Here is a 19,470-nt window from a genome sequence, read left to right on the forward strand (position 1 = left end):
CATCAGGCCCGTGACCGCGCCGTCCCTGGCGCTGGGTCGGCCGCTATCGCGAAGGATGGCCGAATATGCTTTTGCATCGGGGCGAGCCCAGTTGAACAGATCAATGTGACGATTCTGATCTGCCGGCGCCACAGGCTGACAGAGCCAGGCTATCACCCCCCAATATCGCCTCTATTAGACCTCTGCCCAAGCTCGGCTAGTCTTTCTGCTGGTTCCGTGAAAAGCCGGCGCACAGGTGTGCCCGGCCATAACCGATGAGGGGCAGGCGCGCTTGGCGAACGCCTGATCCAATACCTGGCAGCGCAATTACAAGAACGCCCGGAAATCTGAATTGAACCGACCCAAAAGGTAGAAGCAGATGGCGAACGAATCGAAATGCCCGTTCCACCAGACCGCCGGTGGCGGCACCAGCAACCGTGACTGGTGGCCTGACCAGCTCAACCTGAAGATCCTCCACCAGCACTCCAGCAAGTCCGACCCCATGGACCCGGACTTCGACTACGCCAAGGCGTTCAAGAGCCTCGACTTCCAGGCCCTGAAAAAAGACCTGAGCGCCTTGATGACCGATTCCCAGGACTGGTGGCCGGCCGACTTCGGTCACTACGGCCCGCTGTTCATCCGCATGGCCTGGCACAGCGCCGGCACCTATCGCATCGGCGATGGCCGTGGCGGCGCCGGCTCTGGCCAGCAACGCTTCGCCCCGCTCAACAGCTGGCCGGACAACGTCAGCCTGGACAAGGCCCGGCGCCTGCTGTGGCCGATCAAGCAGAAGTACGGCAACAAGATTTCCTGGGCCGACCTGATCGTGCTTACCGGCAACGTCGCCCTGGAGTCCATGGGCTTCAAGACCTTCGGCTTCTCCGGTGGCCGTGCCGACGTGTGGGAGCCGGACGAAGACGTGTACTGGGGCTCGGAGAAGGTCTGGCTGGGTGGCGACACTCGCTACGGCAAGGAACAGGTCAAGGCCCAGCCACCCGGCCAGGGTGACCTGGTAGCCGAGCCCGCCAAGCATGGCGAGGAACAGAACCGCGACCTGTCGGCCGAGCGCAACCTGGAAAACCCGCTAGCCGCCGTACAGATGGGCCTGATCTACGTCAACCCGGAAGGACCGGAGGGCGAGCCGGACCCGGTGAAGTCCGGCAAGGACATTCGTGAGACCTTTGGCCGAATGGCGATGAACGATGAAGAGACCGTGGCGCTGATCGCCGGCGGCCATGCCTTCGGCAAGACCCACGGTGCCGGCCCCGCCGACAATGTCGGCGCCGAGCCGGAAGCGGCGGGCCTCGAGCTGCAGGGCCTGGGCTGGAGCAACAAGTTTGGTACCGGCAAGGGTGGCGACACCATCACCAGCGGCCTGGAAGTGACCTGGACCTCGACCCCGACGAAGTGGAGCAACGAGTACCTGAACAACCTGTTCAACTTCGAGTGGGAACTGACCAAGAGCCCGGCTGGTGCCCACCAGTGGCGGCCGAAGGACGGCAAGGGCGCGGGGAGCGTGCCTGATGCCCACGATCCCGCTAAGAAGCACGCGCCGTCGATGCTCACCTCTGACCTGGCGCTGCGCTTCGACCCGATCTACGAACCCATTGCCCGGCGCTTCAAGGACAACCCCGAGCAGCTCGCCGATGCCTTCGCCCGTGCCTGGTACAAGCTGATCCACCGCGACATGGGCCCGCTGGCGCGCTACCTCGGGCCGGAAATGCCCAACGAGGAGCTGCTGTGGCAGGACCCGCTGCCCAAGGCCGGGCCTCAACCCAGCGACGCCGATATCGCCGCGCTCAAGGCCAAGGTGCTGGCTTCGGGGCTGAGTGTCGCTGAACTGGTGTCCGCCGCCTGGGCCTCGGCCTCGACCTTCCGCGGTTCCGACAAGCGCGGCGGCGCCAACGGCGGCCGTCTGCGCCTGGCGCCGCAGAACGGTTGGACGGCGAACCAGGGGCTGGACAAGGTACTGACAGCGCTGGAGAAGATACGCAGCGAGGGCGGCAACAAGATCTCCCTGGCCGACCTGATCGTGCTGGCCGGCAGCGCGGCGGTGGAAAAAGCCGCTAAAGATGCCGGGCACAACATCAGCGTGCCGTTCCACCCGGGGCGTGTGGACGCCTCACAGGAACAGACCGATGTCGAGTCGTTCGCCGTGCTCGAGCCCCTGGCCGACGGTTTCCGCAACTTCAGCAAGGCGCGCTACAGCGTCAAGGCCGAGAAATTGTTGCTGGACAAGGCCCAGTTGCTGACGCTCACCGCACCGGAGCTGGCCGTGCTGATCGGTGGCCTGCGGGTGCTTGGCGCCAACCATGGCGGCAGCAAGGAGGGTGTGTTCACCGACAAGGTCGGCGTGCTCAGCAATGACTTCTTCCGCAACCTGCTGGACATGGGCGTGGAGTGGAAACCGACCGCGGCGGACAACGAAGCGTTCGAGGGCCGTGACCGCAAGACCGGCCAGGTGAAATGGACCGCCAGCCGGGTCGACCTGGTGTTCGGCTCCCATGCGCAGCTGCGTGCCTTGAGCGAGGTGTATGGCAGCAGCGATGCCAAGGAGAAGTTCGTCAAGGACTTCGTGGCGGCCTGGGTGAAAGTCATGGAGCTGGACCGTTTCGACCTGGCATAACGCCGATCGCGGGGCATGTCGCATCGGCGCTTCGATGCGACATGCCCCGCGATGTTGGCTATCCCGTCTTAAAGCCCCTGGGATGCCTGCAACGGGTCGGTGCCCGGATTTTCCTCATGCAGCGAAACCTGCGCGGTCTCCGGCAATGCCAGCCCGCCGATCAACGCCAGCAAGGCAATCACCACCAGGTAGAACGCCGGCGCCAGGCGGCTGCCGCTCTGTTCGATCAACCAGGTCGCCACCAGCGGCGCGGTGCCGCCGAACAGGGTGTAGGCGACGTTGTAGGTGATCGCCGAGGCGGTGTAGCGGCTGCGCGTGGGGAAGCACTCCGACAGCAGCGCGGCGGTGACCACACCACTCATCAGCGCGCCGATGGCCAGCAGGATCACTCCCAGCAATGCCCCCGCCAGCGATCCTGAGCTGGCCAGCCAGTAGGCCGGGAACACCGCGACCATTACCCAGAGGCAAGTGAAGCCGATGGTCCGGCGCCGCCCGACACGATCGGAAAAGGCGCCCGCCAGCGGGCAGCCGGTCGCGGCGAACAGCAGCGCCACGGTCGAGACCAGTAGCGCCTGGGCGCGGCTCAGGTGGCCGACCGTCTGCAGGTAGGTGGCGAAGTAGGTGGTGAACATGTAGAACGACAGCGCCGTCAGCGATATGAACGCGCCAAGGTTGCGGATGGTGCGGCCATGGTGGCGCAGGGTATCGCCCAGCGGCGAATGGCTGTGCGCCTTGCCTTCGGCCAGTGCCTGGCGAAACGCGGGTGTTTCTTCCATGCGCCAGCGCAGGTAAAGGCCGACCAGGCCCAGGGGCGCGGCGACCAGGAACGGAATACGCCAACCCCAGGCATTCATCGCCTCGGGAGTGAGGCTCGCCTCCAGACCATAGGCGATGACCGCCGCACAGGCGAAGGCGGAGAAGGTCGAGACCGGCACGAAGCTGCCGTAGAACGCGCGCCTGCCCCGTGGCGCGTGCTCCATCAGATAGGCGCAAGCGCCGGCATATTCACCCCCTGCGGAAAACCCCTGCAGGCAACGGGCGAGGGTGAGCAGCGCCGGGGCCAGCACGCCGATGCTGGCATAGGTCGGCAGCAGGCCGATCAGCGTGGTGGAGCCGGCCATTAGCAGGATGGTCAGCGACAGGATGCGCTTGCGCCCGAGACGGTCGCCCAGCGCGCCGAACACGATGCCGCCCAGCGGGCGCAGGGCGAAGGCCACGGCAAACACGGCGAAGGTCTTGAGCAGGGCGACACTGGCATCCTCGCTGGCGAAGAACTGGCTGGCGATCAGCGTGGCGAGGAAACCGTAGACGGCGAAGTCGAACCATTCGACGAAGTTGCCGATGGCCGAGGCGGCGATCACCCGCCGCAAGGTGGCGGGTGGGACCTCGTGGGCGATGGACATGGGGTGCTCTCCGGTGGTCTTGGCAGCCTGGGCGGATGCGCCGCGCTCGGGGCGCGGCGTCGTTGTTGTCGGGCCAGTAGACAAGCGGCAGGGCGAGGGTGCTTTGTCGGGGGCGACCTCCGGATGCCTGTTAGCACCGGATGCCGGGTTCAGTGCAATGGCATCGGGATTGGCAGGCGAGGCATGAGTACCAGGGGCGCGATTACATCGACATGACCGTCTTCGAACAGGCTTTCGGGAACGGGCGGGTAGGTGGTTCTCCAGCATTCGTGCTCGACCAGTTGTTTCAACTGTTTCAAGGGAGAGGCATTGGCCCAGATGGGCAACAGCCGTTCATGGGCAGGCGAACTGCGCACGGCCTTGCAGGCAGTAGGGCGGTTGTTCCGGTCCAGGGTGAGCTTGAGCGTGACCACGCCGACCAGGGTGCCTTGGTTGGCGGCATCGATGCGGTTGATGAGTGCGCTCTGCATGGCCGCGGTGAAACCGGCCAGGGCGGCGGCGTCGACCTTTGCCCTGGCCTCGGGTTTGGCGCTGCAGGCCATGAGGGTGAGCAGGCCAAGCGCTGCCAGGGGGAGAAGGGTGAAACGCTGGATCTTCGACACGGGAACGTCCTTGGAGGCGAACACCGGTACCTGCGTGTACCGGTTTGAAAAGGTGCAGTAGCTTAACGTGGCTGGCGCTTCGATCTTCAGGGGGCAGGGCTTCCCCTCACTCACGGTCGCAACGCGCAGGCAACGGCCAGGTGTGGGGCGGGCGCTGATCTTTCAATTGCTCCGGCACCTCGATTGGCGGCTCGTGCGGACCAAGCGCCGCCTCGATCTGGCGAACGCTGCGCAGGTAGGGGTCGAGGTCGGTACCCAGCCCGGCCTGGTGCGGGATCCACCAGGCGATGACCTGGGGCTGCCCGTGTTCATCTTCGGTCAGCAGCACCTTCCAGAACGCCTCGGGCGTGGCGATGCCGTGGGACTGGATGAAGGCATCGTTGTCCAGGGCCGCGCCGGCATGGCCGAACACCACGCCACCGATGACTGTCACCGGGTGCAGGTCGCGGTAGCACTCGGTCAGCAGTTCGGTCTGGTACCAGGTACGGCTGTTGTGCGCGGCCAGTTGCGGGACGATGTTGCTCATCAGGTTGGAGGCGTCCATCGCCGCCCGGTCGTCGTCGAAATGATTGTTGGCCGCCAGGTGGCCGCGATGGTAGCCCTTGGGCGTCGAGTAGGCCTTGGTCGAGAACTGGCCTTTGCAGCCTTCGGGCAGGCTACGGTCGATACGGAAGTTGTCGATGCGTTGCAGCAGCCCCTGATCTTTGCCAAGGCTGAAGCTGAAGCGGTGCGGCTCGCCGCGCTGGCAATCGTACCAGAGGCGGAAACGACCGTGGTCGAGCAGGGTCAGCGGCGTTGCGGCAGGGTCGGGGGCTGGCGGCGAGGGCAGGCGAGGCATGCAAGAGGTAAGGCTGAGGGCCGCCAACAGGAACAGCAAACGGCGCATGACGCGTCTTCCTTGAACAAAGCGCGGGATGTTACAGCAGTCTGGCCAGCGGCGTATCGAGGCGGTCGGCGCGCGCATCAGTCGCGCGGTGCTCGCGTTTCCTGGCGGGCACCGTTTGCGCTTCATCGATCCGGACGGCTATGAGCTGGCGGTGTGGACGGCGAGCGCCGTCTAGGTGTCAGGCTGGGTGGTCGATGCACACACGGTTTCGCCCTTGCTGCTTGGCCCGGTAGAGCGCATGGTCGGCCCTGCGCAGGGTGTCCGCGGGGTCGTCACCTGCCAGGGGCTGCCAGCTGGCCACGCCCAGGGAGATCGTAATTCCGCCAACGGGCTCGATCGGGGTGTACTCCACGTTCAGGCGCAAATGGCCGGCGATGGCGGTTGCCACCTCCAGCGCTGCGCCCGGCAACAGCATCAGGAACTCCTCGCCACCGGTGCGGCACAACAGATCGCCCTCACGGCAGGTGCCACGCATCAAGCCTGCCAGCCGCTGTAGCACCAGATCGCCGATATCATGACCGTGGCTGTCGTTGACTTGTTTGAAATGGTCGATGTCCAGCACCACCACGGAGAAACCACGTTTCTCGGCCTGCAGCAAACGCAGTGTCTGCTGCAGGCCACGGCGGTTGAACAGGCCGGTCAGCGGGTCGGTCTGGGCGTCGTGGTTGAGCCGACCGATGCGTTCCTGCAAAAGGTTCAGGCCGAACAGCAGGGCGCGCTTGAGCTCCGCGGCCTCGGCATACCAGGCTCGGACCTGGTGGATACGTTCGGTGGGCTGTTGCCCGCCCGTGCCGCGGGCGACCGTGGCCAGTTGCCGGAGCGGATGGGCGATGACTTGCGTCAGCCAGTACAGCAGCAGGCAGCCGAGCAGGGCCAGTGGCGCGGAAATGGCCACGACATTGAGGACTAGCTGGCGCAGCGGCGCCACGGTCTGTTGCAGCGGTTGCTGGGAAACGATGGCCCAGCCGGTGCTTGGCACCGTGGCGAAACCGGCCAGCATCTCCACGCCCTGGCTGTTCACCAGTCTCCGGGTGCCTTGGAGGAGGCCGGGCAGTTCGTCGAGCAGCGTGTTGTCGCCCACCAGGGTGCCGACCCGCTGACTGTCGGGGTGAAACAGCAGCCGGCGGTTGCGATCTACCACGTAGAGGTACGAGCCGTTCTGGTAGAAATGCGTGCCCAGCAGGCTGTTGAGCAGGTTGCGCTCGCGCAGGTACAGGCTGCCGCCGATGTAGCCCTGGTAGTGCCCGTTGGCGTCGAAGATCGGTTGCGACACTATCACCAGCAGGTTGTTGGCCACCGACAGGAAGGGCGTGGATACCAGTGTGCGGCGTTCGCGCAAGGCCTCCAGGGCAGCGGGCGAGCTGGCTTGGGTCCCGGCCAGGTGCTGCAGCGGTGCTGGCGAAAGCGTGCGCACCACACCCTGGGCGTCGACCCGCAAGGTGGAGTTGAATAGGTTGCTTTGCTGCTGCAGGCGGTCGATCTCGGCCTGCACCAACTGATCGTCATCAGGGTGCAGGGCGCATTGGCTGGCGCTGTAGGCCAGTTGCTGCAAGGCATTGCCCAAGGTGGTCTCGGTCACGGCGGCCAGTTTGGCGGCATAGGCACGGTTGGCTTCCAGGGCGCTGTCGATCAGCAGTTGGCGTTGCACCCGATAGCTGGCGAAGTAACTGGCCAGCAGCATCACCAGCGCGGTGGTGGCGCAGAGCGCAAGTATGAGTGTGCGCAGGTCGGGGCGCCGTTTGTGGGGGGAAACGTATCGCAATCCTTGGCCTCGTGGGATACAGCGGGTGGTTCACCCTACGCGCTTGGCGCAAGGTGAACCATGCATACGGACAATTGCAGGCTTAGCTGATCGGGTGCGCTCAGATTTCTTACAGTAATCATGGATTTTGCCGCGATGGTGCCCCGTGCTTACCCGGCATCAGGGCGCGGCCTGCTCCAGGGCCCGCAGGTCATCTTCGACCTGCTGCATGCGCGCTTGTGCCAGGGCCTGGACCTTGGTATCGCTGGCGCTCTCGCGCATCAGGCGGGTGAGTTTTTCGCTCAGGCGCTTGCCCTCGTCGCTCTGGCTTAGCGCCTTGGCCTTGGCCGGGTCGCGGGTGACCTGGACGATGGTGGCGAACTCGGTATCGTTGAAGTTTTCTTCGCTGTACAGCTTGAACAGGTCCTGGCGCTGGTCCTCGACGGTGAGGTGCTTGCGCAGCACTGCCTTGATCTTGTCCTGGGGCACCTGTGCATGGGTCATGGCCAGCAGCCCGGCCATGCGCTCGATGTTGTGGTCGTAGGCTTCCTGCAAGGGCAAGTTGGCGAGGATCTGTTCCTCACGGCTGGGCTTTTGGTCGCAGGCGGCGAGGGCGCCGAGCAGGAGCACGGGCAATAGTAGTCGGGTCAGGCGGGGCATGGGGCAGCCTTGGGCACGGTAAGGCTTGCGAGTCTACTGCAAACGCGGTGGGAAATTCAGCGTTGCAACGGATTGCGCAGGCGTACCCAGACAATCGCCGGCAGGGCCATCAGCAGCCATTTCAGGTAGCGGTTCACTTCGTAGTGCTCGCAGGCGATACCGATGGCCGTGCAGACCACCACCACCGCCACGAACTGGATCATTCTTTCCATCGGTAGAGTTCCATCATTGCTGGGGCCAAAAGGGCCGCGGCGCGCACTTTAGCAGGTGGTGCGGGGGACCGAGGGTGGTATGCCATACGGCGTAACACTTTCACGGCGGCATGTGGCTGCCAGCTTGCTTATCGTGCGGCAATCCTGGCGTCCAAGGCGTTATCACATCCGGTGTCTGATAGGCCATCCCAACCGACACCGGCACTGCTCAACACCGTGTTCATTTCCATTCCCGCCGCATTCGCCTACCGTCTCCTTCCATCCCATCACAAGGAGATCACGCATGCCCGAGCTTGCGTTGTACAAGGTGAAACTGCTGGACGAATTCGAGGCCCGCGAAGATGACTGGAGTTTCGGCCACTTCGAGCGCCGGCTGACCCAAGTCAAGCCCGCCGCCAACTATCAGGATGCCAAGGGCATCATCAAGGCCGCGCACCTGGCGAACAACTGGCCGAACACGGTAAAGCGCTACCTGCTGAGCAACTACCAGGTACACGGCAATGTCAGCAGCGAGCTGACCGAAACCTTCATGCAAGTGCTGGCCAGCCTGACGCCGCAGGAGATGAAGGACTGGAAGCTACCGCAGGTAAACCAACCGGCCTGATCACCGACAAGCCGGCAATGCGCCGCGTCAGCGGCGCTTTGCGTCACATTGCTCAGGCACGAAACCGCAGCACCCGCGCCCCATCATATGGATCGACCAGGTAGTGCCCATGCACCCCGAACGTCCCCAACAACCGCTCCGGCGTCAGCACCGCCTCCGGCTTGCCTAGCGCAACCAACCGCCCCTGATCGAGCACGGCCAGCCGGTCGCAGGTCAATGCCTGGTTGAGATCATGCAAGGCCACCAGCGTCGTCACCGCCAGCGCCTGCACCTGGCGCAGCAAACCGAGCTGGTGCTGGATGTCGAGATGGTTGGTCGGCTCGTCGAGCAACAACACCTGCGGCCGTTGCGCCAGGGCCCGGGCGATATGCACGCGCTGGCGTTCGCCACCGGACAGTTCGCCCCATAGCCGTCGGCGCAGGTGGCTAGCGTCGGCGTCGGCCAGCGCCTGTTCGACGATGGCGCGGTCATCGTTGCCGAACGGTGCCAGGGCCGAGAGCCAGGGTGTACGGCCCAGGGCGACGGCGTCATACACGCTGATGGCGTCCAGGGTGTCGGCCTGTTGCTCGACCAGGGCCAGGCGTTGAGCGATATGCCGCCGTGGCATGCGTTCCAGCGCGTCGCCGAGCAGGCGCACGCTGCCACTGCTTGGGGTGCGCAGGCCGGCGAGCAGCTTGAGCAGGGTGGACTTGCCCGAGCCGTTGGGGCCGACCACGCCCAAGGTTTCGCCGGGCAGCACGCTCAGGTCGACAGCCTGCAGCACATCGCGCCCACCCAGGCGCAGACCAAGCCCTTGGCAGCTGAGCGGCGCCTCGACGATGGCGGTCATCACGCTCATGGGCGCCCCCGGCGGCTGACCAGGATCAGCGCGAACAGCGGCGCGCCGATCAAGGCCGTGACCACGCCCACCGGGATCACCTGGCCGGCGATCAGGGTACGCGAGAGGATGTCGGCGACGATCAGGAACAGCGCACCGCCCAGGGCGCTGGCCGGCAGCAGACGGCTATGCCCGGGGCCGAGCAACAGGCGCAGGGCATGGGGAATGACCAGGCCGACGAAGCCGATGGCACCGACGATGGACACCATCACCGCGGTGACCAGCGCCGCGCAGCTGATCAGCAGCAGCTGTGTGCGGCGCACCGGTACGCCCAGCGAGGCCGCCGAGTCGGCGCCGAAGGTGAAGGCGTCCAGTGCCCGGCGCTGCCACAGGCATATCGCGAGGCCGAACAGGGCGACTGGCACCGCCAGCCACACCGACGGCCAGCGCACGCCGCTGAGGTTGCCCAGCAGCCAGAACAGGATGCCGCGGGCCTGCTCGGCGGTGGCCGACTTGGTGATGAGGAAGGCGGTGAGGGCGTTGAACAGTTGCGAGCCGGCGATGCCGGCGAGGATCACCTGGGCGTTGTCCTGGCGGCTGCCACTGGCGCGCGACAGCAGCAACACCAGGGCGAACGCCGCCAGCGCGCCGATGAAGGCGCCGGCCGACAGCGACAGCACCGCGCCGCCCAGGCCGAACAGCCCCACCGCCACGGCACCGGTCGAGGCGCCGGCCGATAGGCCCAGCAGGTACGGCTCGGCCAACGGGTTGCGCAGCAGCGCCTGGAGGATCACCCCGCAGGTCGCCAGCCCCGCACCGCAAGCGGCGGCGACCAGGGTGCGCGGCAGGCGGTAGTTCCAGACGATGCCGGCGTCGATCGGGTCGACGGCATGGCCGGCCTGCCACAGCTGGTTGGCCAGCACCTGCCAGATCGCCTCGGTACTTACCCGGGTCTCGCCGATGGCGATCCCAGCCAGCATGGCCACGCACAGGGCGAGCAAAGCAAAGAGGCTGATGGGCAGCAGGCGGCTCATGGCTGCGGTGCTTTACCGCTGGCGAAGGCGCTGGACAGCACATCCAGGCCGCGGAACAGACGAATGCCGGCCTGCATGGCGTCGGCGTCGAGGACGATGATGCGGCCGTGCTTGACGGCGTCCATGTTGCGCGTGACCGGGTCGTTGCGCAGGAAATCGAGTTTCAGCTGGTAATCGTCGGCCGGGTAGCGGCGGCGGTCCATGCGCGCAACGATCAGCCAGGTGGGGTTGGCCCTGGCCAGGGTTTCCCAGCCCACGGTAGGCCATTCTTCGCTGGACTCGACCACGTTGCGCACGCCGAGGGTCTGCAGCATGTAGTCGGCCACGCCCTGGCGCCCGGCGACATAGGGGTCGGTCTTGAGGTCGGCGCTGGAGAACCAGAACAGCGCGCTGGTGTGCGCCAGGTCCTGGCCGGCCAGGCGCTGCCTGGCCCGTTCCAGCTGGCCCTGGAGCTCGGCATTCAGGCGTGCGCCACGCTCCTGCACGTCGAAGATCTCGGCCAGCTGGCTGACGCTCTTGTAGATGCTCTGCACCTTGAACGGCTGCAGGCGGGTGCCGTCGGCACCCACCAGATTGTCCTTGCCCTCGCAGTCCGAGGGCAGCAGGTAGGTGGGGATGCCCAGCTCCTGGAACTGCTCGCGGGTGCCGACCGCGCCCTGGGCGCCGATCATCCATTCGAACTGCGCCGTCACCAGTTGCGGACGTTTGCCGACCACCGCTTCGAAGCTCGGTTCGTTGTCGGCCAGGCGTGGGATCTTGTCGTTCTGTGCCTTGAATTCCGGCAGCACGTTGTTGAACCACAGCGAGGTGCCGGCCAGCCGCTCACCCAGGCCCAGGGCATAGAGCAGCTCGGTGCCGGCCTGGCCGACGGTCACCGCCCGTTGCGGGGCCTGGGTGAAGGTCTGCGGCATGCCGCAGTTGTCGACGGTCAGCGGGTACTGGGTCGCGCTGGCGTGGGCCAGGCTCGACAGGGACAGGCCGGCGAGGAGGACGGCGAGGCGGTGCGGCATGGTGGGGCGATCTCCTGAGTGGTACACGGAATGGCCCACGGACAGGCATCGCCAGGCAGCCTGCGAAAGCACGCGGCCAGGGGCGGATGACCATCCCGGACACCCCGCCGGTTGGTGAATGCGTGCCGGCAGGTCTCCTGACTGGTGCGTCCAGGCCGGCGCCAGCCTTCCCGGGTCGGCAGACCCAGTGGCATCGATGGCGCAGGCTCGGCACCTACAGTTGCGGGGGCAGTTCCCTTTGGATCGCCAGCGGCGAGCCCGGGATTCCCTTTTGATTCCGTGTGGAAACCGGCGGGCGGCATGGTAGACCATCGGACTGTCGGGTGAAAACGCTTTTACAGGTACTTGAGCCAGGCGATATCGCGCCGGCGCGCTTTCAGCCGGGCAAACCAGCGCACCGGCAGGTACAGGGTAAGTGGCAGCAGCACGGCGGTCAGCCACACCGCGCCGATACCATCGAAACCGAAAAAGCGGCCCTGGTTCAGGCCGAACAGCGCCACGCAGGCCACGTAAAGCAGCTTGAGCGCATACAGGTGCAGCAGGTAGAAGAACATCGGCGCGGCGCCGAACACCGCAAGCGGGCCGATCCAGCGGGCGTCGCCGGCACGCTCGAAGCCGCGCAGCAGGAGCAGGCCGACGCCGAGGGTCAGGGCCAGGAACAGCAGCGACGGTGGGTACTTGGTGATATTGAAGAAGCTCATCAGCGTCTGCCCGACGCTGGCGTAGAGGCTCCAGGGGGCTTCGCCATAGCCATTGAGCAGGCGCAACGCGCTGAACCCCAGCAGCAAGGTGGCGCCGGACCATAGCAGGCGCTGCTGGCGCTTGCCGGCGTCGCTGCTCCGCGCGAACCACGGGCCGAGCCCATAACCCAGGGCGATCACGCCGATCCATGGCAACAGCGGGTAGGACGTGCGTAGGCGCAGATGTTCGCCCACTTCCAGCCAACTGCGCTCATGCAGGATCGCCCATGGCACATGCAGCGCCGATTCCGGCCCGAAGTGCAGGCCATCGAGCAGGTTGTGACCGGCGACGATCAGCGCGCCAAGGGCGAGCAGCGCCGGGCGCGGCAGCCACACCAGCAGCGACAGGGCGAGCATGCTCAGGCCGATGGCCCAGATCACCTGCAGGTAGATCACGCTCGGTGGCAACTGGAAGGTCCAGGCGAAGTTGACCAGGGTGAATTCCAGCACAACCAGGAACAGACCGCGCTTGAACAGGAACACCGAGACATCGCCCCGGCCGTGGTGTTTTTCGCCGTAGAGCCAGGCAGCCAGCCCGGTGAGCAGCACGAACACCGGTGCGCACAGATGCGCCAGGGTGCGGCTGGCGAACAGGCTGGGTTCGGTGGCGTCGATCGCGTCGATGGTCATCGGGTCGCTGACCTGGCGATGCAGGAAGAAGGTTTCGCGCACGTGGTCCAGCAGCATGAACAGGATCACCAGACCGCGCAGGGCGTCGATGCTTTGCAGGCGTTGGGGGAGTTGGGGGCTGGCCATCGAGGAAAGTCGCAAACAGAGAAAGTAAAATGTTATCTCATAACAATTACTGAATCCACAGGGACGCATTGGTGTCGACTCGACCGGCGCCATCGCGGGGTAAGCCCGCTCCTAGTAGGGGGAGCGCATGACCTGTAGGAGCAGGCTTGCCCGCGATGGCATCGTGCGCTCCACTGGAGCGCGATCTGGCTCTGGCCCTTAGAGATCCAGCACCAACCGCGCCGAGCGCGCCCGCGACACGCACAGCATCATGCTCTGCTGCGCGGCTTTTTCCTCGTCGCTCAAGTACTGATCGAAATGCTCGGCCTCGCCTTCGAGGATCGCTGTCTCGCAGGTGCCGCACACCCCTTCACGGCACAGGCACTCGACCTTCGCGGCCTTGGACTTCTCGATGGCCTGGAGGATGGTCATGCCTTCCTCGACTTGCAGCTCGGTGCCCGAGCGGGCCAGCACCACGGTGAAGGCCGAACCTGTGGCCGGCGCGGCAGCGGCGAACTGTTCCCAATGCACACGGGACTCGGCGATGCCAGCGGCGGCGGCGGTGGCGATCACCGCGTCGATCAGCGGCTTGGGCCCGCACACATAGAGGTGGGCGTCATCGGCCAGGCCCGCGCACAGCGCGGCGAGGTCGAGCTTGCGGTCCAGGCTGTCGATGTAGAACCGCGTGTTGCCGGCATGCGGGCCTTGTTCCAGGTCGCCCTGGAAGGCGCCGTGTTCCGGGGCGCGGAAGGCGTAGTGCAGCTCGTAGGGAGTGGCGCCACCTTCCAGCTCGTGCAACTGCGCCAGGAACGGGGTGATGCCGATGCCGCCGGCGATCAGCACGTGGCGCCCGGCATCGGCGTTCAGGGCGAACAGGTTGTTGGGTGTGGAGATGGTCAGCTCGCTGCCCACCGCGACCTGGTTGTGCATGAACGCCGAACCGCCCTTGGACTGCTCCTCGAGCCGCACGCCGATCTGGTAGCTGTGCAACTGGCGCGGATCGCTCATCAGCGAGTAGGCATTGCTGAACTGGCTGCCGCAGGGCGACTGCATCTGCACGATCACGTGGCTGCCGCCGCTGAAGGCGGGCAGGGCGCCGCCGTCGGCGCGGGCCAGGGTGAAGCGCTTGATCTGTGGCGTGGCCTGTTCCACACCGGTCACGCGCACCTTGAACATCTCGTATTGCTTGGCCATGGCGTACCTCGACAACGAAGCCCCGCGCCAGGCCCTGGCGCGGGGCGGGGAGCTGGCGTGTGTTCAGTCGTCCAGGTGGGCGACCGCGATCAGGTTGTGGAAGTGGGCGATGCCGTGCTCGCTGACGCCGCTGCGCTGGGCGTCGACCATGATCCGGCCCTGGCCACGGTAGCCGCGGGACTTCAGGCCTTTCTGCACGCTCTCGACCAGGCGCAGGTCTTCCGGGCGGAACACTTCGCGGTACCAGTCGATCAGCTTCTGCTGCTCTTCGGTGATGTCCTTGTTGAGGAAGTAGACGTCGTAGTGCTGCAGGGTGGTTTCGGCATCGACCGGGAACTCGTAGATCACGGTCATGAAGTTGGCCCCTGGCGGTACGTTGAACATGGTGCATGGCCAGGCCCAGAAGCCGGCGAAGGACGGGTCTTTCACCGACTCATCGAACTTGAACGACTGCTCCGAAGGCTTGGCCAGGCCGTATTGCAGGGTCCAGTTGCCGTGCAGGCTGTGGCTGTACTGGCCGACATCCACCGAATCGGAGAAGCCGGGGTGGGCCGGGGCGCAGTGGTAGCACTCCAGGTAGTTGTCGACGATGGATTTCCAGTTGGCCGGAGTGTCGCTGACGAAGCGCGCGGCCAGGTGCAGGTCGTCGATCATCGCGCAGGCTTCGCGCATGCGCTTCTGCAGGCCCGGCAGCTGGTCTTCGACAGAGCCTGCGTCGTTGTCCATGTTGATGAAGATGAAGCCGGCGTATTCCTCCACGCGCAGCTGCACCAGGGTGGAATTGTCCTTGTCGAAGTTGGCCACGTTCTCGCAGTTGCGCGCATGGGCCAGCTCGCCGTCGAGCTTGAAGGTCCAGGCGTGGTACGGGCAGGTGATCACGTTCTTGGCCTTGCCGCTGCCCTCGAGCAGTTGGTGGCCGCGATGCGGGCAGACGTTGTAGAAGGCCCGCAGCACATCGTCGCGGCCACGCACGACGATGATGCTCTCGCCGATCACCTGGCGGGTGATGTAGGCGTTCTTCTCGGCGACTTCGCTGCGGTGGCCGACGCAGATCCAACTGCGGGCGAAGATCGCTTCCTTCTCGTGTTCGAAAACGGCGGCCTGGGTGTAGAACTTGGCCGGGAGGGTGAAGGCTTCCTCGGGGTTGGCGCAGAAGTCGGCGGGCAGGCGTTTGAAATCGTTCATGGCTTTATCTCGGTTCTTATTGGTTAACGCGTATCTGTTGGTTAACAAGCTGGGCAAAAAAATTTGCCTGAACGGGGGCGGGCAAGCCCGCTCCCAGGTTGTATTTCAGTGCAGCACGGCAGCGCTACGCGGCGCCTGCGGCTGCGGTTCCTCACCCGCCAGGCGGGTGGCCTCTTCCTCGATGCGGTACGCCGGCACCTGGCCGTAGTCGGCCGCCAGCCACTTGAAGAACCCGTAGATCTTCACCAGCAGGATCACCATGAACGGGATCGCGGTGAGCACCACGGCGGTCTTCATGGTCGACAGCGAGGCCTTGGCGAACAACATGGCCAGTGGCACCAGGGTCAGCACCACGCACCAGAACAGGCGCAGGGTGGGGCTTGGGTCTTCACCTTCGCGCAGGTTGCGGGTGCTGGTGGCGGCCACGGCGTAGGCGGCGGCGTCCATGTGCGAGGCGCAGAACACCGCCATGATGAACAGGTACGCGGCGAGGAACAGCGTGCCCCATGGCAGGGCCAGCAACAGGTCGGTCACCGCCGCTTCGCCACCGAGCGTGCCAAGCAGCTTGGGGACGTCGATCTGGCCGTTGATGAACTGGTGCATGCTGTAGCTTTCCAGCGCGCCGAAGAAGAACCAGCAACCGAAGCTGCCGCCCAGCAGCAGGGCGAACACCACTTCCTTGATCAGCCGGCCACGGGATACGCGGGCGACGAACATCGCCACGCCGGGGGCGTAGGACACCCACCACAGCCAGTAGAACACCGTCCAGTTGCGGGTAAAGGCGCCGTCGCCGGCGGGGTCGGTGAACAGGCTCATCTGCACGTAGTGCTGCAGCATCAGGCCGATGGAATTGGCGGTGTTGTTCAGGGTGAACTGGGTCGGGCCAACCAGCAGGACGATGGCGGCGAACACCAGGGCGCCGATGCAGACCATCTTCGACAAGCGCTGCAAGCCGCCGTCGATGCCGATGTACGAGCTCAGCGAGAACAGCAGCGCTACAGCGCCGATCACCAGCAACTGCACGGTGAAGGTGTTGGGGGTGCCGGCCAGGTCGGCAAGGCCGCGGGTCAGGGTCGAGGCGGTGAGCGCCAGCGACACGGTCAGCGCGCCCATCATGGTCAGCAGGAAGATCAGGTCGACGGCGCGGCCGACCGGGCCGGTGGCCTTGAAGCCGGTGACCGCCTCGATGATCGAGGCCAGGTTGAGGCCGCTCTTCTTGCGCACATGGAAGTGATAGGCCATGGCCAGCGAGGCCAGGGCGTAGATCGACCAGGCGCTGATGCCCCAGTGGAAGAACGAGTAGCTGACGCTGTATTCCAGGGCCTTGGCCGACATCGGCGCGATGTTCAGGCCTGGGGTCTGGTAGTAGTAGGCCCATTCCATCACGCCCCAGTACAGGGTCGAGGAACCCATGCCGGCGCAGATGAACATGAATACCCAGGTAGTAGTGGAGTATTCGGGCTTGCCGGCACCCAGGCGGATGTTGCCGTATTTGCTGAAGGCCAGGTACAGCACGGCCAGGGAACTGCCGAACACCAGTACCTGGACGCTGGTGCCGAAGGTGCGGGTGGCCACTTCGAACAGCTGGTTGGCCAGGTTTTCGGCCTGGGCAGGGAAGGCGGCAAGGCCGATCACGGTGAGCAGCACGGCCAACAGGCTCACGGCGATCAGGAACACGTCGATCTTTTTGTTATTGGGGGACATCAATTGTCTCCTGGAGCATTTTTTTTGTAGTAGGCGTCAGGCGTTGGGAAGTCCGTATCGAGGTTCTGTGTTTCCTTTCTGTTAACTAGTAGATAACAAGTATCTTTTGGTTGACAGATTCTGCATTGAATCGAAGTGGGTGGCAATAGGATCGTCGGACAATCCGGATGATTGGGCTGCGCTGTCGCTATCGCGGGGCAAGTCGCATCGGCCCCGCGATGACCTGATGCCGAATCAGGCGCCGAGCAGCTCGGCAATGGCCTTGCCCACTTCCTGGGTCGAGCGGCTGCCGCCCATGTCACGGGTGGTGTCGCCGTTGGCGATCACCGTCTCGATGGCCTTGAGGATGTCGTCGTGGGCCGCCTGGTAGCGGGCATCGTTGTTTTCCTGGCCGAGGAACTCGAGCATCAACGCACCGGACCAGATCATTGCGATGGGGTTGGCGATGTTCTTGCCGTAGATGTCCGGTGCCGAGCCATGCACCGGCTCGAACAGCGAGGGGAACTTGCGCTCGGGATTGAGGTTGGCCGACGGCGCGATGCCGATGGTGCCGGCGCACGCCGGGCCGAGGTCGGAGAGGATGTCACCGAACAGGTTGGAGGCCACCACCACGTCGAAACGCTCCGGCTGCAGCACGAAACGGGCGCAGAGGATGTCGATGTGCTGCTTGTCCCAGCTGATCTCGGGGTAGTGCGCGGCCATGGCGGCGGTGCGCTCGTCCCAGTAGGGCATGCTCACGGCCATGCCGTTGGACTTGGTCGCCGAGGTCACGTGCTTGCGCTCGCGGGTCTGCGCCACGTCGAAGGCGTACTTGAGGATGCGGTCGACGCCGCGGCGGGTGAACACCGATTCCTGCAGCACGAACTCGTTGTCGGTGCCTTCGAACATGCGCCCGCCCAGGGAGGAGTATTCGCCCTCGGTGTTCTCGCGGATCACCACGAAGTCGATGTCGCCGGGCTGCTTGTTCGCCAGCGGGCAGGGCACGCCGGGGAACAGGCGCACCGGGCGGATGTTCACGTACTGGTCGAAGTCGCGGCGGAACTTGAGCAGGGAGCCCCACAGCGAGATGTGGTCCGGGACCTTGTCGGGCCAGCCGACGGCGCCGAAGTACAGGGCGTCGAAGCCCTTGAGCTGGTCGAGCCAGTCGTCGGGCATCATCTTGCCGTGGGCCAGGTAGTAGTCGCAGCTGGCCCACTCGAAGAACTCGAACTGCAGGTCCAGGCCGTGCTTGCGGGCGGCGGCCTCGACCACGCGCAGGCCTTCGGGGAGGACTTCGTTGCCGATGCCGTCACCGGGGATGGCGGCAATCTTGAAGGTCTTGGTCATGGGGCGCATCTCGTGTCCAGGGAAGATGCAGGCCATGCTATAAGGCTGTGCTTCGGAGATAATCCGGCAATCCATCAATTCTTGGTACATGAAACGTGAATAATCTGCCGAACCTGGATGACCTCGACATCTTCCTGCAGGTGGCCCGCCGCGCCAGCTTCGCCGCGGTGGCGGACGAGCGCGGCATGTCGGCGGCATTCATCAGCAAGCGCATTCGCCTGCTGGAGGAAAGCCTCGGCGTACGCCTGCTGCACCGCACCACCCGGCGGGTGACGGTGAGCGAGGACGGCGAGCGCGTGTACCAGTGGGCGCAGCAGATCTTCGAGACCCTGCGGCGCATGGACGACGACCTCAACGCCGGCCAGCGCGAGCCGGCGGGGCAACTGCGCATCGCCAGCAGCCTGGGGCTGGGGCGGCGCTTCGTGGCGCCGGCGCTGTCGGAGCTGGCGGCGCGCTACCCTGGGCTGGACATCCGCCTGGATGTGCATGACCGCCTGGTGGACCTGATCGCCGAAGGGGTGGACCTGGACATCCGCGTCGGCAACGTCATCGCCCCGCACCTGATCGCCAAGCCCCTGGCACGCAACCGTCGGGTGCTGTGCGCCGCCCCTGGTTACCTGGCCGCGCATGGCACGCCGCGGGTGCTGGCCGACCTGGCCAGCCATGACTGCCTGGTAATCAAGGAACGCGACCACCCGTTCGGCCTGTGGCACCTGGAAGGCCCCCAGGGCGAGGAAAGCGTGCGCGTCACCGGCGGGCTCTCCAGCAACCACGGCGAGGTGGCGCACCAGTGGTGCCTGGACGGGCGAGGGATCCTGCTGCGCTCCTGGTGGGACGTGCATGACAGCATCGCCGATGGGCGCCTGGTGCAGGTGCTGCCCGAGTACCAGCAGGCGGCGGATATCTGGGCGGTGTATACGGCGCCGTTGGCAGGTTCAGCCAAGGTGCGGGTGGCGGTGGAGTTCTTCCGCCAGTACTTCGCCGAGCGCTATCGCTTGCCGGATTGACCCTT

General features: G+C 65.4%; 17 protein-coding genes, 1 pseudogene and 1 riboswitch. Of the genes and pseudogenes, 4 read left to right on the forward strand and 14 right to left on the reverse strand.

The genetic code is table 11. The annotated features are described in order from the left end of the window. Window positions 1–358: 358 nt before the first annotated feature. Window positions 359–2,605 carry a catalase/peroxidase HPI gene (gene katG / locus KSS90_RS10530; protein WP_217869319.1) on the forward strand — a complete coding sequence of 749 codons (2,247 nt, stop codon included), beginning with the start codon at window positions 359–361 and terminating at the stop codon, window positions 2,603–2,605. A 68-nt stretch (window positions 2,606–2,673) separates the two neighbouring features. Here the strand turns inward: katG and KSS90_RS10535 are convergent, their stop codons facing one another. From KSS90_RS10535 to KSS90_RS10545, 3 genes are all read right to left on the reverse strand, one after another. Continuing rightward, window positions 2,674–4,008: an MFS transporter gene (locus KSS90_RS10535; RefSeq protein WP_217869320.1), complete on the reverse strand. Its 1,335-nt coding sequence runs from the start codon at window positions 4,006–4,008 to the stop codon at window positions 2,674–2,676. Window positions 4,009–4,157: 149 nt separating this feature from the next. Further along, the gene (locus KSS90_RS10540; protein WP_217869321.1) at window positions 4,158–4,610 is read right to left on the reverse strand and encodes a hypothetical protein; all 453 of its coding nucleotides are present in this window, start codon (window positions 4,608–4,610) and stop codon (window positions 4,158–4,160) included. 106 nt (window positions 4,611–4,716) lie between these two features. After that, window positions 4,717–5,496, reverse strand: a complete 780-nt coding sequence (locus KSS90_RS10545; protein WP_217869322.1) for a DNA/RNA non-specific endonuclease — start codon at window positions 5,494–5,496, stop codon at window positions 4,717–4,719. 37 nt (window positions 5,497–5,533) lie between these two features. On the opposite strand from KSS90_RS10545, the pseudogene KSS90_RS10550 reads away from it, so the two are divergent. After that, window positions 5,534–5,671 (forward strand): annotated as a pseudogene (locus KSS90_RS10550) (VOC family protein); the annotation flags it as partial. Between the two features lie 3 nt (window positions 5,672–5,674). On the opposite strand, the gene KSS90_RS10555 reads toward KSS90_RS10550, so the two are convergent. The 3 genes from KSS90_RS10555 to KSS90_RS10565 form a co-directional block, all read right to left on the reverse strand. After that, entirely contained in the window at window positions 5,675–7,177 is a 1,503-nt protein-coding gene (locus KSS90_RS10555) for a sensor domain-containing diguanylate cyclase (protein WP_217869763.1), read from the reverse strand. A gap of 240 nt (window positions 7,178–7,417) precedes the next feature. Then, on the reverse strand, window positions 7,418–7,897 hold the full coding sequence (locus tag KSS90_RS10560) for a hypothetical protein (protein ID WP_217869323.1): 480 nt from the start codon (window positions 7,895–7,897) through the stop codon (window positions 7,418–7,420). Between the two features lie 56 nt (window positions 7,898–7,953). Continuing rightward, entirely contained in the window at window positions 7,954–8,109 is a 156-nt protein-coding gene (locus KSS90_RS10565; protein ID WP_217869324.1) for a hypothetical protein, read from the reverse strand. 283 nt (window positions 8,110–8,392) lie between these two features. Between KSS90_RS10565 and KSS90_RS10570 the strand changes: the two genes are divergently transcribed. Beyond that, entirely contained in the window at window positions 8,393–8,713 is a 321-nt protein-coding gene (locus KSS90_RS10570; RefSeq protein ID WP_217869325.1) for a hypothetical protein, read from the forward strand. A 52-nt stretch (window positions 8,714–8,765) separates the two neighbouring features. Here KSS90_RS10570 and KSS90_RS10575 read toward each other — a convergent pair whose 3' ends face one another. From KSS90_RS10575 to KSS90_RS10610, 8 genes are all read right to left on the reverse strand, one after another. Further along, a complete protein-coding gene (locus tag KSS90_RS10575) occupies window positions 8,766–9,551 on the reverse strand; it encodes an ABC transporter ATP-binding protein (RefSeq protein WP_217869326.1) in 786 nt (261 codons plus the stop codon). Further along, entirely contained in the window at window positions 9,548–10,564 is a 1,017-nt protein-coding gene (locus KSS90_RS10580) for a FecCD family ABC transporter permease (protein ID WP_217869327.1), read from the reverse strand. Before KSS90_RS10580 ends, KSS90_RS10575 begins: the two co-directional genes overlap by 4 nt. Then, complete coding sequence (locus tag KSS90_RS10585; RefSeq protein ID WP_217869328.1) at window positions 10,561–11,574, reverse strand: ABC transporter substrate-binding protein; 1,014 nt, start codon at window positions 11,572–11,574, stop codon at window positions 10,561–10,563. The genes KSS90_RS10580 and KSS90_RS10585 overlap by 4 nt, the downstream gene beginning before the upstream one ends. 110 nt (window positions 11,575–11,684) lie before the next feature. Then, window positions 11,685–11,882: riboswitch (cobalamin riboswitch) on the reverse strand. Window positions 11,883–11,909: 27 nt separating this feature from the next. Next, on the reverse strand, window positions 11,910–13,070 hold the full coding sequence (locus KSS90_RS10590) for an acetyltransferase domain-containing protein (RefSeq protein ID WP_217869329.1): 1,161 nt from the start codon (window positions 13,068–13,070) through the stop codon (window positions 11,910–11,912). A 198-nt stretch (window positions 13,071–13,268) separates the two neighbouring features. Then, window positions 13,269–14,243 (reverse strand): PDR/VanB family oxidoreductase, encoded by a 975-nt coding sequence (locus KSS90_RS10595; RefSeq protein ID WP_217869330.1) that lies wholly within the window; start codon window positions 14,241–14,243, stop codon window positions 13,269–13,271. Window positions 14,244–14,306: 63 nt separating this feature from the next. Next, window positions 14,307–15,428, reverse strand: a complete 1,122-nt coding sequence (locus KSS90_RS10600; protein ID WP_217869331.1) for an aromatic ring-hydroxylating oxygenase subunit alpha — start codon at window positions 15,426–15,428, stop codon at window positions 14,307–14,309. 105 nt (window positions 15,429–15,533) lie between these two features. Continuing rightward, window positions 15,534–17,132, reverse strand: coding sequence for a BCCT family transporter (locus KSS90_RS10605; RefSeq protein WP_217869332.1), 1,599 nt, complete (start codon window positions 17,130–17,132; stop codon window positions 15,534–15,536). A gap of 234 nt (window positions 17,133–17,366) precedes the next feature. After that, window positions 17,367–18,458, reverse strand: a complete 1,092-nt coding sequence (locus KSS90_RS10610; RefSeq protein WP_217869333.1) for a tartrate dehydrogenase — start codon at window positions 18,456–18,458, stop codon at window positions 17,367–17,369. 95 nt (window positions 18,459–18,553) lie between these two features. Between KSS90_RS10610 and KSS90_RS10615 the strand changes: the two genes are divergently transcribed. Beyond that, window positions 18,554–19,465: a LysR substrate-binding domain-containing protein gene (locus KSS90_RS10615; RefSeq protein WP_217869334.1), complete on the forward strand. Its 912-nt coding sequence runs from the start codon at window positions 18,554–18,556 to the stop codon at window positions 19,463–19,465. The last annotated feature ends 5 nt before the right edge of the window (window positions 19,466–19,470 follow it).

The organism is Pseudomonas maumuensis (assembly GCF_019139675.1).
Lineage (GTDB): Bacteria > Pseudomonadota > Gammaproteobacteria > Pseudomonadales > Pseudomonadaceae > Aquipseudomonas > Aquipseudomonas maumuensis.